The 15,472-nt window shown below is 72.7% G+C and carries 16 protein-coding genes; 5 read left to right on the top strand and 11 right to left on the bottom strand.

Annotated features, from left to right (window positions below; translation table 11 throughout):
* Positions 1–57: 57 nt before the first annotated feature.
* From cysS to ACIOGZ_RS16220, 5 genes are all read right to left on the bottom strand, one after another.
* The gene (gene cysS, locus ACIOGZ_RS16240; protein WP_363582347.1) at positions 58–1,467 is read right to left on the bottom strand and encodes a cysteine--tRNA ligase; all 1,410 of its coding nucleotides are present in this window, start codon (positions 1,465–1,467) and stop codon (positions 58–60) included.
* A gap of 94 nt (positions 1,468–1,561) precedes the next feature.
* The gene (locus tag ACIOGZ_RS16235) at positions 1,562–1,954 is read right to left on the bottom strand and encodes a PPOX class F420-dependent oxidoreductase (protein WP_063348796.1); all 393 of its coding nucleotides are present in this window, start codon (positions 1,952–1,954) and stop codon (positions 1,562–1,564) included.
* Between the two features lie 146 nt (positions 1,955–2,100).
* Positions 2,101–2,622, bottom strand: a complete 522-nt coding sequence (gene ispF / locus ACIOGZ_RS16230) for a 2-C-methyl-D-erythritol 2,4-cyclodiphosphate synthase (protein ID WP_363582349.1) — start codon at positions 2,620–2,622, stop codon at positions 2,101–2,103.
* Entirely contained in the window at positions 2,612–3,367 is a 756-nt protein-coding gene (ispD, locus tag ACIOGZ_RS16225) for a 2-C-methyl-D-erythritol 4-phosphate cytidylyltransferase (protein ID WP_363631814.1), read from the bottom strand. The genes ispF and ispD overlap by 11 nt, the downstream gene beginning before the upstream one ends.
* Positions 3,368–3,648: 281 nt before the next feature.
* Complete coding sequence (locus ACIOGZ_RS16220; RefSeq protein WP_030244332.1) at positions 3,649–4,131, bottom strand: CarD family transcriptional regulator; 483 nt, start codon at positions 4,129–4,131, stop codon at positions 3,649–3,651.
* 428 nt (positions 4,132–4,559) lie between these two features.
* On the opposite strand from ACIOGZ_RS16220, the gene ACIOGZ_RS16215 reads away from it, so the two are divergent.
* Positions 4,560–5,228, top strand: a complete 669-nt coding sequence (locus ACIOGZ_RS16215; protein WP_363582351.1) for a DUF461 domain-containing protein — start codon at positions 4,560–4,562, stop codon at positions 5,226–5,228.
* Positions 5,229–5,337: 109 nt separating this feature from the next.
* Here ACIOGZ_RS16215 and ACIOGZ_RS16210 read toward each other — a convergent pair whose 3' ends face one another.
* Positions 5,338–6,033: a response regulator transcription factor gene (locus tag ACIOGZ_RS16210; RefSeq protein WP_030061050.1), complete on the bottom strand. Its 696-nt coding sequence runs from the start codon at positions 6,031–6,033 to the stop codon at positions 5,338–5,340.
* A gap of 2 nt (positions 6,034–6,035) precedes the next feature.
* Positions 6,036–7,457 carry an ATP-binding protein gene (locus ACIOGZ_RS16205; protein ID WP_363631769.1) on the bottom strand — a complete coding sequence of 474 codons (1,422 nt, stop codon included), beginning with the start codon at positions 7,455–7,457 and terminating at the stop codon, positions 6,036–6,038.
* A 307-nt stretch (positions 7,458–7,764) separates the two neighbouring features.
* Between ACIOGZ_RS16205 and phoU the strand changes: the two genes are divergently transcribed.
* Together phoU and ACIOGZ_RS16195 are read left to right on the top strand one after the other, a co-directional pair.
* Positions 7,765–8,445, top strand: a complete 681-nt coding sequence (gene phoU, locus ACIOGZ_RS16200; protein WP_350878362.1) for a phosphate signaling complex protein PhoU — start codon at positions 7,765–7,767, stop codon at positions 8,443–8,445.
* A 270-nt stretch (positions 8,446–8,715) separates the two neighbouring features.
* Positions 8,716–8,895 (top strand): hypothetical protein, encoded by a 180-nt coding sequence (locus ACIOGZ_RS16195; protein ID WP_063348791.1) that lies wholly within the window; start codon positions 8,716–8,718, stop codon positions 8,893–8,895.
* Positions 8,896–9,009: 114 nt separating this feature from the next.
* Here the strand turns inward: ACIOGZ_RS16195 and ACIOGZ_RS16190 are convergent, their stop codons facing one another.
* Complete coding sequence (locus tag ACIOGZ_RS16190) at positions 9,010–9,600, bottom strand: lytic polysaccharide monooxygenase (RefSeq protein ID WP_063348790.1); 591 nt, start codon at positions 9,598–9,600, stop codon at positions 9,010–9,012.
* Between the two features lie 282 nt (positions 9,601–9,882).
* Entirely contained in the window at positions 9,883–10,641 is a 759-nt protein-coding gene (locus tag ACIOGZ_RS16185) for a phosphoglyceromutase (RefSeq protein ID WP_063348789.1), read from the bottom strand.
* 149 nt (positions 10,642–10,790) lie between these two features.
* Between ACIOGZ_RS16185 and ACIOGZ_RS16180 the strand changes: the two genes are divergently transcribed.
* On the top strand, positions 10,791–12,137 hold the full coding sequence (locus ACIOGZ_RS16180; RefSeq protein WP_400986238.1) for an MDR family MFS transporter: 1,347 nt from the start codon (positions 10,791–10,793) through the stop codon (positions 12,135–12,137).
* 22 nt (positions 12,138–12,159) lie between these two features.
* Here the strand turns inward: ACIOGZ_RS16180 and ACIOGZ_RS16175 are convergent, their stop codons facing one another.
* Both ACIOGZ_RS16175 and mshA read right to left on the bottom strand, forming a co-directional pair.
* Positions 12,160–12,672: a YbjN domain-containing protein gene (locus ACIOGZ_RS16175; protein WP_363582360.1), complete on the bottom strand. Its 513-nt coding sequence runs from the start codon at positions 12,670–12,672 to the stop codon at positions 12,160–12,162.
* 120 nt (positions 12,673–12,792) lie between these two features.
* Positions 12,793–14,163: a D-inositol-3-phosphate glycosyltransferase gene (gene mshA / locus ACIOGZ_RS16170; protein ID WP_400809995.1), complete on the bottom strand. Its 1,371-nt coding sequence runs from the start codon at positions 14,161–14,163 to the stop codon at positions 12,793–12,795.
* 230 nt (positions 14,164–14,393) lie between these two features.
* Between mshA and ACIOGZ_RS16165 the strand changes: the two genes are divergently transcribed.
* Positions 14,394–15,224 carry a class I SAM-dependent methyltransferase gene (locus ACIOGZ_RS16165; protein WP_400986236.1) on the top strand — a complete coding sequence of 277 codons (831 nt, stop codon included), beginning with the start codon at positions 14,394–14,396 and terminating at the stop codon, positions 15,222–15,224.
* The last annotated feature ends 248 nt before the right edge of the window (positions 15,225–15,472 follow it).

Raw genomic sequence — 15,472 nt, 5'->3', positions numbered from 1 at the left:
GCGGGAGGGCCGCACCGGTCCGGTACGGCCCACCCTCACCCCGATCGTCAGATGGGGTTACTGGCTGTTGATCGTCCAGCGCGGGCCGGACGGGGTGTCCTCGATCACCAGCCCGGCCAGGCCGAGCTGGTCGCGGATGGCGTCCGCGGTGGCGAAGTCCTTGCGCTGACGCGCCGCCTGCCGCTGGTCCAGGACCAGGCGGACCAGCGAGTCGACCACACCGTGCATGCTCTTCATTGTCCCAGGCTCGCCGCGCTCCGACCCGGCCCACTGCGGGGCGAGCGGGTCGAGACCCAGCACTCCGAGCATCGCACGGACCTCGGCCAGACGCGCCACCGCGTTCTCCTTGTCGTCCGCGTTCAGGGCGCTGTTGCCCTGGCGGACGGCGGTGTGCACGACGGCGAGCGCCTGCGGAACGCCCAGGTCGTCGTCCATCGCCTCGGCGAAGGCCGGCGGCACCTCGGGGGCGGCGTCGACCGCCCCGCAGCGCTCGACGGTGCGCTGGATGAAGCCCTCGATCCGGCCGAACCCGGCCTCGGCCTCGCGCAGGGCGTCCTCGCTGTACTCGATCATCGAGCGGTAGTGCGGGGTGCCGAGGTAGTAGCGGAGCACGATCGGACGCCAGCGCTGGACCATCTCGGAGACCAGCACCGAGTTGCCCAGCGACTTGCTCATCTTCTCGCCGGCCATGGTGACCCAGGCGTTGTGCACCCAGAAGCTGGCGAAGGCGTCGCCGTAGGCCTTGGACTGGGCGATCTCGTTCTCGTGGTGCGGGAAGATCAGGTCCAGCCCGCCGCCGTGGATGTCGAAGGCCGGGCCGAGGTACTTGTGGACCATCGCCGAGCACTCCAGGTGCCAGCCCGGCCGGCCGCGGCCCCACGGGGTCTCCCAGCTCGGCTCGCCCGGCTTGGCGGCCTTCCACATCGCGAAGTCGCGCTGGTCCCGCTTGCCGGTCTCGCCCTCGCCCTCGGGCTGGCGCAGGTCGGCCAGCTTCTGGTTGGAGAGCGCGAGGTAGTCCGGGTACGACTTCACGTCGAAGTAGACGTTGCCGTCGGCCGCGTAGGCGTGGCCCTTCTCGATGAGCCCCCGCATCATCTCGACCATCTCGGGGATGTGCCCGGTGGCCCGCGGCTCGACGGTCGGCGGCAGGCAGCCGAGCGCGGTGTAACCGTCGTTGAACGCCCGCTCGTTCTCGTAGGCGATCTGCCACCACGGGATGCCGAACTCGCGCTCCTTGGCGATCACCTTGTCGTCGATGTCGGTGACGTTCCGGGCGAAGGTGACCTGGTAGCCGCGGTAGGCGAACCACCGCTGCATGATGTCGAAGTTGAGACCGGACCGGATGTGCCCGATATGAGGCGCCGACTGGACGGTAGCGCCGCACAGGTAGATCGAGACACAACCCGGTACAAGCGGGACGAAGTCGCGTACCTGGCGGGTGCTGGTGTCGTACAGGCGAATGCTCACAGCGTCAAGCGTAGTGGGCAGGAGGGGGTGCCCCGCGACATTCCCCGGGAATGATATGCCGCACTCCCGGGGAACCACGGGCCGCGCGGGCCGGTCAGATGTTGCCGACCACCTTGCGCGGGCTGAGTCGGACGACCACCCGGACGTCGTCCGGGCCGTCGAACCCGTACTCCTCGCCGCGGTACTTGCGGGACAGTTCGTTGATCAGCTCCCGGCCGCCCTCGGTGGTCATCGTCGCCGAGCCGCGCACCTCGACGTACTCGTACGGGTTCTCCGGCGGGTTGACCACGAGCGAGATGCGCGGGTCCCGCACCAGATTGAGGTGCTTGCGGCGGCCCTGGACGGTGGAGAACAGGATGTCGTCGCCGTCCCGCGTGACCCAGACGACCGAGGACTGGGGGCTGCCGTCGGGCTGGATCGTGGACACCACGGCGAAACTCTTGCGGTCGAGCAATTCCTTGGCGGGGCCAGAGAGTTCGACGCCCATCGAGAACCTCTTCTCATCGTCGGCGGTACGGCCCGAGGGGAAGCCCCGCCCGGGCCCGAAACCGCACACTACCGACCGATCCACCGCCACGCCGGGTGAACACTCGTCAGGACCCGCCTATTCCTGCCCTGCTGACCGCGCCCGGCTCAACGCCGTTCGTACACCAGGGCCGTGGCGATCGCGGCCAGCCCCTCGGCCCGACCGGTCAGGCCCAGGCCGTCCGTTGTGGTGCCGGACACCGACACCGGCGCACCGGCCGCGGCCGACAGCGCGGCCTGCGCCTCGGCCCGCCGCTTGCCGATCTTCGGCCGGACGCCGACCACCTGGACCGCGATGTTGCCGATCTCGAAGCCCTCGGCGCGCACCAGCCGGGCCGCCTCACCGAGCAGCTTCACCCCGGAGGCGCCGGCCCACTCCGGCCGGTCGGTGCCGAAGTGCGCGCCCAGGTCGCCGATCCCGGCGGCCGAGAACAGCGCGTCGCAGGCCGCGTGCGCGGCGACGTCGGCGTCCGAGTGCCCGGAGAGCCCGACCCCGGCGTCCGGCCACTCCAGTCCGGCCACCCAGAGCGGGCGGCCGGCCTCGAAGGCGTGCACGTCGGTGCCGATGCCCACGCGCGGCAGCACGGGGGCCGGGGCCTGGGCGGCGGGCGTCAGCGGGTCAGTAGGCATCGGCGGCCCTCCGGCGGGCGAGTACGGCCTCGGCGAGCACGAGGTCCAGTGGACGGGTGACCTTGAACGCCTCCTCGTGGCCGGGCACCACGACGACCTGGCCGCCGTAGCGCTCCACCAGGCCCGCGTCGTCGGTGACCGGCGGCGCGCCGTCGGCGCCCGCGGCCTCCTCGGCCAGCGCCTTGGCGTGCACCCCGACCAGGGTGGCCCGGTCGAAGCCCTGCGGGGTCTGGACCGCGCGCAGGGTGGCCCGGTCGGGCGTGTCGAGCACCGGCTCGGGGCGGCCCGGGCTCGACTCGACCCGCTTCACCGTGTCGGCCAGCGGCACCGCGGGCACCACCGCCCCGGCCCCGGCCCGGACGGCGGCCGCCACCGCGTCCACCACCTCGACCGGGACGAGCGGGCGGGCCGCGTCGTGCACCAGGACGATCTCCACCTCGGCCGGGATCGCGGCCAGGCCGAGCCGGACCGATTCCTGGCGGGTGGCGCCACCGGCGACCACCCGGATGTCCTTGCCGTCCAGCCCGTGGCTGTCCAGCAGGGCGACCACCTCGGCCACCCCGTCGGCGGGCGCGGCGACCACGACCAGGCCGACCGCCCGACTGCGGGCCAGCGCCCGCACGGCGTGCACCAGGAGCGGCACGCCGCCCAGTTCCCGCAGGGCCTTCGGGGCACCGGGCCCCAGCCGCTCACCGCGTCCGGCGGCGGGCACCACTGCTGCTGCGACTGCTGCTGAGGCGTTCAGGTTTCACTCCTTCGGAGAAGTGGGTATGGCCTTGGCGTGCCCGGCGGGCGCTACGGGCCCCTTCCGAAGAATTACGGTCCAACCGTCCGCCGCACAATCCCGCAGAATCGGTCTTGCAGGACGGAAAACGGTCTTGCCGGGCCTGGACCGGCTCGGGGCGGGGGCGTCGTCCGGACACGCCTCAGCGCCCGAAGTGCCACTGCACCACCCCGGGACGCTTGGTCCTGGGAGCGGCGCGCCGACACCGGGCGCTGTGAGCGGTGGGCGGCAGCCCGACTGCGCTACGAGGCCAGCACCTCGTCGAGCAGCGTCTCCGCCTTGTCCTCGTTGGTGTTCTCCGCCAGCGCGAGCTCGCTGACGAGGATCTGGCGCGCCTTCGCGAGCATCCGCTTCTCGCCGGCCGAGAGGCCGCGCTCGCGCTCACGGCGCCAGAGGTCGCGCACAACCTCGGCGACCTTGATAACGTCGCCAGAGGCGAGCTTCTCCAGGTTCGCCTTGTAGCGACGGGACCAGTTGGTCGGCTCTTCGGTGTACGGTGCGCGCAGCACCTCGAAGACCCGGTCCAGACCCTCCTGGCCGACTACATCGCGCACGCCGACGAACTCCGCGTTCTCAGCGGGCACGCGGAGCGTCAGGTCTCCCTGCTGCACCTTGAGCACCAGGTAGGTCTTGTCCACACCTTTGATCTGGCGAATTTCGATGGCCTCGATCAGCGCGGCCCCGTGATGGGGGTAGACCACCGTGTCGCCAACCTTGAACGTCATGTGACAGGACCCCTTCCGTGGCTTTCCAGAATAACACGCTTTTCAGCGCACCCGAAGGGCGTTTTCGCAGGTCAGGGCCGGTCTCGGGGCTTGACAAGGACCCCCATGACGTGCTGCGACCGGTGTTCGAGGGAGGCTTCCCGCAGGTCGGAGGCGGTTCCAGCGTTCGGCGAAACCTTGCGCAACACCCGGGAAACCATGATTGGATCTTGGGTTTTCACCGTTTATCGGGCCGTATCCACATCGTTATTCGATCTTGGTCGAAGCTTGTCCCGAGGGTGACCCGGACACGCCACAAGTGCGGCCGGACGGCCGCCCCGCGAACCCCGGGAGTGCGACACGGGGACCACCCCGTGAGGAGCGCATAAGTGAGGTCGATAATCTGAGGCCTGACCTATCGACACGTTGACTTAGGAGAAGCCGCCGCCGTGAGCCGCAGCCTTCGACGCGGCAGCATCGCCGCCATCGCCGCCATCGCCATCGCCTCGCTGTCGTCCTGCGCCGCCGGCAACACGCCGGACACGCTGCAGGTCAAGCCCGACAACGCGGCGGCAACCCTCGGAACGAACCTTCGGCTGAACAACATCGTGGTCGTCACCGGGGACGAGTCCTCGGGCGAGCACAACGGTCCCGCCAACGTGACCGTCAACATCGCCAACACGGGCAGCACCCCGGCGGAGCTGCAGTCCGTCACCGTCGGCAACGGTGCCACCGCCGCGTTCTCCGACGCCGCGGGCGCCCCGCTGTCCACCATCGTCGTCCCGGCCGGCGGCGCCGTGGCGATCGGTGGCGAGGGCAACCCGTCCGCCAAGGTCGCCTCGGTCGGCGTCCAGGTCGGCGGCTTCGTCCCCACCTCGTTCACCTTCAAGGACGGCCAGAAGGTCGACGCCCAGGCCGGCGTGAGCCCGAACAAGGGCCTCTACAAGGGCTTCGGCCCGACGTCGGCCCCGGCCGCCGCGCCCACCAAGGGCGCCACCACCGCCGCGACCACCCCGGCCGCCGGCACCACCACCCCGGCCGCCCCGGCCACCACCGGTGCGGCCACGCCGTCCGGTGCCGCCACCCCGGGTGCCACCCAGTCCGCCGGCGCCCACTGACGCACCACCCGGTGTCCGGCGGGCCCTCCCGGGCCCGCCGGACACCAACGCGAAGGCCCCCTCCGGCAACTGCCGGCGGGGGCCTTCCGCGTCTGTCCGCGCCCGCGGTTTACGGCTCGAACTTGTAGCCCAGGCCGCGGACCGTGACCAGGTAGCGCGGGGCGCCCGGGTCCGGCTCGATCTTGGCCCGCAGGCGCTTCACGTGGACGTCCAGGGTCTTGGTGTCGCCGACGTAGTCCGCGCCCCACACCCGGTCGATCAGCTGCATGCGGGTGAGCACCCGGCCCGCGTTGCGCAGCAGCATCTCCAGCAGGTCGAACTCCTTCAGCGGGAGGTCGACCTTGGCGCCGTCCACGGTCACCACGTGCCGGTCGACGTCCATCCGGACCGGGCCCGCCTCCAGGGCGCCCGGGCCGCCGCCGTTCTCGCCGGCACCGCCGTCCTCGCCGCGGCGGCGCAGCACCGCCCGGATCCGGGCGACCAGCTCACGGGTGGAGTAGGGCTTGGTGACGTAGTCGTCCGCACCTATTTCCAGACCGACCACCTTGTCGATCTCGCTGTCCTTGGCGGTGACCATGATCACCGGCACGTTGGAGCGCACCCGCAGCTGACGGCAGACCTCGGTGCCCGGCAGGCCCGGCAGCATCAGGTCGAGCAGGACGAGGTCGGCACCGTTGCGCTCGAACTGCTCCAGGGCGTCGGGGCCGGTGGCGGCGACGGCCACCTCGAAGCCCTCCTTGCGGAGCATGTACGACAGGGCGTCGCTGAACGACTCCTCGTCCTCGACCACCAGTACTCGGGTCACGATCAGGCCTCCGGGGCAAGCTGGGGGGTTGCGTCTGACAGGGGGTGTTCCCGCTCCCCCGTGGGGAGCGGACGGTCCGTGCGGCCTGTGGTGGCCGTCCGGTCCGTGGTGAGGGTTCTGGTGGGCGCGGCGGCGGCGCCACGGACGCCGGTGGCACCGCGGGTGCCGAGGTCGCCGGTGTCGTCGAGGTCGTCGCCGTCCTCGGCCTCGGGCGCCTGCCCGGCGGGCAGGCGGATGGTGAAGGTCGAACCCTGGCCCTCGACGCTCCACACCGAGACCGTGCCGCCGTGCGAGGCGGCGACGTGCTTGACGATGGACAGGCCGAGGCCGGTTCCGCCGGTCGCCCGGGAGCGGGCCGGATCGACCCGGTAGAAGCGCTCGAAGACGCGCTCGCGGTCCTTCTCCGAGATGCCGATGCCCTGGTCGGTGACCGAGATCTCGATCAGCTCGCCGTCCGCCTCCCCGAGCGCCGCGGCGCTGGAGATCCGGCGGGTGGCGATCGCCACCCGGGTACGGGGAGGACTGTAGTTGACGGCGTTCTCGACCAGGTTGCCGAGCGCCGCGGCGAGCTGGCCGCGGTTGCCGTGCAGGTAGAGCCCGGCGATGCCGCCGGCCGTGATCAGGATCTGCTTGGCGGCGGCCTGCTGTCGGCAGCGGTCGATCGCCTCGGCGATCAGCTCGTCCACCGCGACGGGCTCCGGGTCCACCATCAGCCGGTCGTCCTGCACCCGGGAGAGGTCGATGATCTCCTGGACCAGGCTGGCCAGCCTGGTCGCCTCGATCTGCATCCGGCCGGCGAAGCGCTGCACCGCCTCCGGGTCGTCGGACGCGTCGGCGACCGCCTCGGAGAGCAGCGACAGGGCACCCACCGGGGTCTTCAGCTCGTGGCTGACGTTGGCCACGAAGTCCCGGCGGACCGCCTCCACCCGGCGGCGCTCGGTCTGGTCCTCGACCAGCACCAGCACCAGCCGGGAGCCCAGCGGGGCGACCCGGACGGAGACCGCGAGCGGCTCGCCCGCACGGGCCACGCCGGGGCGGGGCACCTCCAACTCGACCTGGCGGATCTCGCCGTCCCGGCGGGTGGCGCGCGCCAGCGAGAGCATCTGGTCCACGGCGACCGCGCCGCCGCGCACCAGTCCCATCGCGTACGCCGCGGAGCTGGCCTTGACCACCTCGTCGCCCTCGCCCAGCACGATCGCGCAGGAGCGGAGGACGGAGAGGACGGTGTCCACCCCCGGCGGCAGCGGGGGCTCCGGGGTGCCGGCGCCCAGGCCCTGGTGCCGACCGTGGTGTCTGCTGCTGGTGCCGCCGTACCTGCCCCTGGCCTGCTCGCGCTCGCTCCAACGGAAGGCGATGGAGGCCGTGAGGCCGACGCCGAGCCCGGCTATGGCGCAGGCAGCGGCGGCGGCCACGTTCACGTCCATGTGGCCAGCGTAAGCGCACGGCCAGGCCACTCCCCAAGGGCCCGATCAAGGCATCGGCCACGCGTTGCCGAGAATTCACCTTCACGTGGCCGCTGATTCACCACACCGGCCGTGCATCGTCGCCCGGACGGCCCAGAGTTGGCCATGCAGCCCGTGTGGGAGTGGGCGGCGGGCCGAACCACCGGCCGTCGCCTCAGGTGTGCGCGTACGATTCGCGCCACCAGCAGCGGTCACCCGGACGACAAGACGATCGTCGGACGGGCCGGCCGGTCGGCACCGCCACCGACACAGCTACTGAGGAGAGAGCATGCGCGACGCGTACCACGAGGAACTCGATGCGATCGGCGACAGCCTGGTCGAGATGGCCCGACTGGTCGGCTCGGCCCTGGGCCGGGCCACCACCGCACTCCTGGACGCGGACCTGGCGCTGGCGGAGAGCGTGATCGCCGCCGACGAGAAGATCAACGACCTCCACCACGAGCTGGAGAACCGCGCGATCGACCTGCTCGCCCGCCAGCAGCCGGTCGCCACCGACCTGCGCATCGTCGTCACCTCGCTGCGGATGAGCTCCGACCTGGAGCGCTGCGGCGACCTCGCCCGGCACGTCGCCAAGGTCGCGCGGATGCGCTACCCCGACTCCGCCGTGCCCGGCGACCTGCACTCCACCGTCCTGGAGATGGGCCAGCTCGCCCAGCGCCTGGTGGCCAAGACCGGCCTGGTGATCGCCACCAAGGACGTCGACAAGGCACTGGAGCTGGAGCAGGACGACGACGCCATCGACTCCCTGCACCGCGAGCTGCTGTCGCACCTGATCGACGACCGCTGGCACCACGGCATCGAGACCGCCGTCGACATCACCCTGGTCGGCCGCTACTACGAGCGCTTCGCGGACCACGCGGTGTCGGTCGCCAAGCGCGTGGTGTACCTGGTGACGGGCGAGCACGTGGCCGAGTTCGTGGCCGCCTCGGAGGCCGCGGCGGCGGAGTGACCTCGTGCGGGTGCGGTGCGGCCGCCTCGGGGCTCGGTGTCTCGGGGCTCGGTATATCGGGGCACGGGCTCAGGCTCGGGGATCGGGCTCGGGGCTTCAAGGGGCGGCCGCTCCCCCCGCGGGGTGAGTAAACCTGCGACAGGGGTGGTGGGGGCGCACGACGCCCCGTACATCCCACCACTGCGCGCCTGTTGACGCTCCCTCCGATCGGCGGCTTCACTCGACGTTGGGGGCACAGGACTGTGCCCGTCACTAGGAGGGAACAGCTCGATGAAGGCCAACCCCACCCGACCGGCACGCGCCCACGAAACCGTCGAGCCGCCCACCCCGAAGCTCCTGCCCGTCCTCGCGGCCGGCTGCGGCTGTGGCCCCGGCTGCGGCTGCGGCTGCCAGTCCGGCGCGCCCTGCCAGTGCGGCGGCGCGGACGGCGGCTGCTGCGGCGGCCACTGAGCGGTCCGCCGCCGAGGAGTTCCCGAGGTGCACGGCCTTCCGTCGGCCGTGCACCTCGTTGCGCGTCCTGGTGCCCCGCGTCCGCGGCACGGCGTCACCGTGCCGCCCCGGGCGTCAGAACTGGACGTCGGTGCAGGAGTAGAAGGCGTTCCCGGTGTCGGCGATCGTCCAGACCGCGACCACGACCTGGTGGCCGGTGCGCCCGCTCGGGACGGTCGCGGTGTGGCTGAGCGTGCTGGGCACCTGCTTCCCGCCGTACGGGGCGATCAGGAAGGGCGTCAGGTCCAGGCTGTCCCGGGTGACCGGCTGGCTCGCGTCGTAGCCCGGCTTGGTCAGGTAGTAGCGGAAGTCGGTGGTCGCGTGCCGGGCGGTGAACGTCCAGGTGAAGGTGAGCTGCTGCCCCGCCGTCACCGCGGTGGTCGGCCAGGCACCGCCGTGCGGGTCGTCCAGCTCGGCGAAGCGGGAGTTGCCGCCGGCGCAGATGGTGCCGTCGGCGGGCCCGGCGTTCGGGAAGCCCTTGGGGCCCTCGACGCTCTGCGGCTCCCACTGGATGTCGCCGCAGTCCCACGACACCCCGCCCGCTCCGCAGAGCGCGGCCCTGCTGGGCGGCGTCGAGATGTACCCGTGGGACTGCGCCGGGACGGCGAGGGTGAGCGGCACCGCGAGGGCGGCGACCACCGCCCCGACGATGTGACGTGTGCGCATGATGCTCCTCCGTGGGGGTGGATGGAGAGTGCGCCGGGACGCAGACGCGCGCGCGTGGGGGTGCGGCGGCCGGGACGGGGAGATCCTTGGCATGCCTGCGGCAGTCCGGCGCCCTCACCGTAGGAGCGGACTCCGCCACCCGTCAATGGTCTGAACCACTATTGGGACGAGCCCGGATCCGGCCGCCGAATACGGACTCAACTCGACTTCCGCACAGGCCGGTTGAACGACGAAGGCCCCGCCCCCGGCGAACCGGGAGGCGGGGCCGTTTCGCCAGGCGGGTTACTTCTTGCCCTGGTTCTTGACCGCCTCGATGGCCGCGGCGGCGGCGTCGGCGTCGAGGTAGCGGCCGCCCTTGGTGACGGGCTTGAAGTCGGCGTCGAGCTCGTACACGAGCGGGATGCCGGTCGGGATGTTCAGGCCCGCGATGGCCTCGTCGGAGATGCCGTCGAGGTGCTTGACCAGCGCGCGCAGGCTGTTGCCGTGGGCGGTGACCAGGACGGTCTTGCCGGCGGCGAGGTCCGGGACGATGGCGTCGTACCAGTACGGGAGCATCCGGTCGACGACGTCCTTCAGGCACTCGGTGCGCGGACGCAGCTCGCTCGGGATGTCCGCGTAGCGGGCGTCACCGGCCTGCGAGTACTCGGCGTCATCGGCCAGCACCGGCGGCGGGGTGTCGTACGAGCGGCGCCACAGCTGGAACTGCTCCTCGCCGAACTCGGCCAGGGTCTGGGCCTTGTCCTTGCCCTGGAGCGCACCGTAGTGTCGCTCGTTCAGGCGCCAGCTGCGGCTGACCGGGATCCAGTGGCGGTCGGCCTTGTCCAGGGCGATCTGCGAGGTGCGGATCGCACGGCGGAGCAGCGAGGTGTGCAGCACGTCCGGGAACAGGCCCTCGGCGGCCAGGAGCTCGCCACCGCGCGCGGCCTCCTTCTCGCCCTTCTCGTTGAGGTCGACGTCGACCCAACCGGTGAACAGGTTCTTCTGGTTCCACTGGCTCTCGCCGTGGCGGAGCAGGATGAGTCGGTACGTCGTGTCAGCCATGGCCCCCAGCTTAGTGGAGGCAGGAAAAGCGCTGGTCCGGACCTACGACAGATGTGTAATGTGTGCACCGCCCATCTGACACTTACATACGTCGGCTGACCGGACCTGCCCGTGCCGCTCGGCGGACGCCTGCCCCGGGAGCCCCCCACATGCCCGTCGCCCTGATCACCAACCCCCGGATCCGAAGGCTGATACAGGAGACGGTGGGCGGGCTGCCACGGGAGTTCTGGTGGCTCTGGGTGAGCACGCTGGTGAACAAGCTGGGCGCTTTCGTGCTCACCTTCCTCGCGCTCTACCTGACCACCAACCGGGGGTACTCGGCCTCCTACGCGGGCCTGGTGGCCTCCCTCTACGGCCTCGGCTCGGCCGTCGCCGCGATCGGCGCCGGCGTGCTGACCGACCGGATCGGCCGGCGCCCGACCCTGGTCGCCGCCCAGCTCGGCACCGCACTGTTCACCGCCGTACTCGGCTTCACGGACGGCCAGGTGGCGATCGCCACGGTGGCCTTCCTGGTCGGCCTCTGCAACAACGCCACCCGGCCCGCGACCTCGGCGATCATCGCCGACCTCGTCCCGGCCGAGGACCGGGTCCGCGCGTACTCGCTGAACTACTGGGCGATCAACATCGGCTTCGGCCTCTCCGCCGCCGTGGCCGGCCTGATCGCCACCCACGGCTACCTCACGCTCTTCCTGCTCGACGCGCTCTCCACGCTGGTGTGCGCGGTGGTGATCTTCATCCGGATCCCCGAGACCAAGCCGCAGGACTCGCCGCAGCACGGGAAGGGGACGGACGAACCGACGGTCGGCCTCGGCGCGGTGTTCCGGGACGGGCGGTTCATGGCCGTCGTCGGGCTCAACCTGCTGCTCGCCCTGATCCTCCAGCAGGGCAGCACCACCCTGGCCGTCGACATGGGTGCCGCGGGCATCAGCTCCACCGAGTACGGGCTGGTCATCGGCCTGAACGGGCTGCTGATCGTGGTGCTCCAGATCCCGCTCACCCGGTGGATGGAGGCCCGCTCCCGGACCGCCATGCTGATAGCCAGCTGCCTGATCACGGGCTGGGGCTTCGGGCTGGCGGCGCTGGCCGGGTCGTCCGCGTGGCTGTTCGCCCTCTCGGTGGCGGTCTGGACGGTCGGCGAGGTCCTGAACGCGCCGACCATCATGGGACTGGTCGCCGAACTGGCGCCGACCCACGCGCGCGGCCGCTACCAGGGCGTCTACTCGCTCTCCTGGTCGCTCGCCTCGTTCCTCGGCCCGGCGATCGGCGGTCTGCTGCTGCAGCACGCCGGCTCCGCGGTGCTCTGGATCGTGTGCGGGGTCTGCGGCACGGTCGCGGCGGCCGGGCACGTGGTGCTCGGGCGGCGCACGGACGCGACGGCGGGCCGCGCCGGGGCGGTGCCGGAGGTCGCGGTGACCGAGGTGACCGAGGTGACGGAGGTGCCGGTGACCGAGGTGACGGAGCCCGCCGCGGAGAAGAAGGCTCCGGCGGGCATCTGAGGGCGTCGGCCCCGCTGCCGGGTCAGTCGGCCGCCGGGGCGGCCAGGTGGGCGAAGGCGGCCAGGTTGCGGGTGGACTCCCCGCGCTTGGTCCGCCACTCCCACTCGCGCCGGATCGCCGAGGCGAAGCCCAGCTCCAGCAGGGTGTTGAACGGCTCGTCGGCGTTCTCCAGCACCGTCCCGAGCAGCCGGTCCACGGCGTCCGGGGTGAGCGCCTCCAGGGGCAGGCGGCCGGCCAGGTAGACGTCGCCGAGCGGGTCGATCGCGTACGCGACGCCGTACAGCCGGGTGTTGCGCTCCAGCAGCCAGCGGTAGACGGCCTCGTGGTTCTCGTCCGGTCGGCGGATCACGAAGGCGTTCACCGACAGGGTGTGGTCGCCGACCCGCAGCGCGCAGGCGGTGCTCAGCTTGCGGGTGCCCGGGAGCGTCACCACCAGCGTGTACGGGTCGGTGGCGGCGGGCTCCCAGGCCGCTCCGGCGTCGTCCAGGGCGGTGCGCAGGAGGGTCAGGGCCTCGTCCTTGGTGCGGATTGCCATGGGGGTGACGTTACTCGGCGGTACCGGGGGCGCGCACCAGCGGTGCGTACCCCCGGCCGCCGCAGTCGGGCCGCAGTCGGCTCGTGGTCCGGCCGCGGTCAGGCCGCGGTCAGGCCGCGGTCAGGCCAGCCGCCGCCGGGCGGCGGCCAAGCGGCCGGCCGGGCGGGCCAGGCTTCCGGCGTACACCTCGGCGGTGCCGGCCGCGGCGGTGTCCCAGCCGAAGCCGGCCGCGTGCCGGGCCGCCGCCGCGCCGCGCCGGGCGACCAGGCCCCGGTCGGTGACGTACGGCTCCAGCGCGTGCGCCCAGGCCGCCGGGTCGTGGCCGTGCACCAGCGTGCCCGTCTCGCCGTCCCGCACCGCGACCGGCAGGCCGCCGACCGAGGCCGCCACCACCGGGGTGCCGCAGGCCTGCGCCTCCAGAGCGACCAGCCCGAAGGACTCGCTGTACGAGGGCATCACCAGCGCCGTCGCCGCGTGGTACCACTGCGCGAGCTCGGCCTGGCCGACCGGCGGATGGAACCGCACCACGTCGCCGATGCCCAGCTGGGCGGCGAGCTTGTGCAGGCTCTCCGGCCGGGCCAGTCCGGTGCCGGACGGACCGCCGACCACCGGCACCAGCAGGTGCTCGCGCAGCCCCGGGCGGCGCGCCAGCAGCTCGGCGACCGCCCGCAGCAGCACGTCCGGGGCCTTCAGCGGCTGGATCCGGCCCGCGAAGAGCAGCACCGCGGCGTCCTGCGGCAGGCCCAGCCGGGCCCGGGCGGCGGCCCGCGCCGACGCCCCGCCGGGGCGGAAGACGTCCAGGTTGACGCCAGGGTGGACGACGGCCAGCTGGTCCGGCCGGGCAGCGTAGTGCAGCGCCAGCTCGGCGGCCTCCTCGGTGGTGTTGGCGATCAGCCGGTCGGCCGCCTCGACCACCTGGGTCTCGCCGATCACCCGGGCCGCGGGCTCGGGCGTGTCACCCTCGGCCAGCGCGGCGTTCTTCACCTTCGCCATGGTGTGCATGGTGTGCACCAGCGGCACCCCCCAGCGCTGCGCGGCCAGCCAGCCGACCTGCCCGGAGAGCCAGTAGTGCGAGTGCACCAGGTCGTAGTGGCCGGGGCGGTGGCCCGCCTCCGTCCGCAGCACCCCGTGGGTGAAGGCGCACAGCTGGGCGGGCAGGTCCTCCTTCAGCAGGCCCTCGTACGGGCCGGCGGTGACGTGCCGGACCAGCACGCCGGGGGCCAGCTCGACGGTGGGGGCGTCGTCCGAGCAGATCGCCCGGGTGAACACCTCGACCTCGATGTTGAGCGCGGCCAGGCGCTTGGCCAGCTCGACGATGTAGACGTTCATCCCGCCGGCGTCCCCCGTGCCGGGCTGGTGCAGCGGCGAGGTGTGGACACTCAGCATCGCTATCCGGCGCGGGCGGCGGCGGCCCGGGACGAGCGACTGGAGCCGGCCCCGCGCGGGCGCGGCGGGCTGGGCACGGCGTACCGAACGGACGGGGTGCTGGATCACCTGGCTGAAGCCTCCTCTGTGCGGCCCGTCTCGGCGGCCCGCGCACGGGCCGCCCGCTGTCCGGTGTGCGCTGCCCCGTCCCGGGCACACATCACCACCAGACAGCCAACCACCCGGCCCGCGTCCGGCATTCCCGGTCCGGCGGACGAGATGCCGGACGAGATGTCGGACGGGGTGACGTCCCAGGTCACAGCGGTGCCGACGCGGACCCGACTACCCTTCCAGGCATGGCTGCCTCCTTCGACTCCGCGACCGCACCCACCCGTGGGCGGACCGGACGGCCGGTGGGGACGGTCACCCGGGGCACCACCAACACCAATCGGCTGCGGCGGATGGACCGCTGGATCGCCCACACCCTCGGCCGCACGCTGCGCGCCGGTGGCCGCCCGCCGGTGGCGGTCGACCTCGGCTACGGCGCCGCGCCGTGGACGGCCGTCGAACTGGCCGGGCGGCTGCGCACGGTGCGCCCGGACGTCCGGGTGGTCGGGATCGAGATCGAGCCGGAGCGGGTCGCGGCCGCGCTGCCGTACGCCGAACCGCCACTGCTCACCTTCCGGCGCGGCGGCTTCGAGGTTCCGCTGGACGGCGGCGCGCCGGCCCAGCTGATCCGGGCCGCCAACGTGCTGCGGCAGTACGACGAGTCGGCGGTGGCCGGGGTCTGGGAGCGGCTCTGCGCCCGGCTGGCTCCGGACGGGCTGCTGGTGGAGGGCACCTGCGACGAGATCGGACGGCGGCACGTCTGGGTCGCGCTCGGCCCGGAGGGGCCCCGGACGGTGACCTTCGCGGCCCGGCTGGGCGGCCTCGGCCAGCCCTCCGACCTGGCCGAACGGCTGCCGAAGGCGCTGATCCACCACAACGTGCCGGGCCGACCGGTGCACGCCTTCCTGGCCGACTTCGACCGGGCCTGGGCGGCGGCCGCGCCGTACGGGGCGTTCGGGGCGCGGCAGCGCTGGGTGGCAGCCTGCACGGCACTGGCGGGCGACTGGCCGCTGGTGGACGCGCGCGGGCGGTGGCGGCAGGGCGAGGTCACGGTGCCCTGGAGCGCGCTCGCACCGTAGTGGGTCGCGCGGCCGGAGCCGCCGGCCAGGCACGGACCGGGGCCGGTGCGGGTGAGCGACTCGCCGCATTCACTCGAACGAGTTATCGAATACCACTGGCGTGTTGACGCCCCATCACGTCACGATGGACGCCGCCGGACGACCCGCCCGTGCGCCGTCGCCGCCCGGTGCCACGGCGTCCACCTGCGGCCCCCGACGTCACCCTCGACCAGGGTGATCCGCGTCACCCTCGCCCGTCCCCCTTCCTT

Source organism: Kitasatospora sp. NPDC088160 (genome assembly GCF_044741445.1).
Classification (GTDB): Bacteria; Actinomycetota; Actinomycetes; order Streptomycetales; family Streptomycetaceae; genus Kitasatospora.
This window is presented reverse-complemented; position numbering and strand designations above follow the sequence as displayed.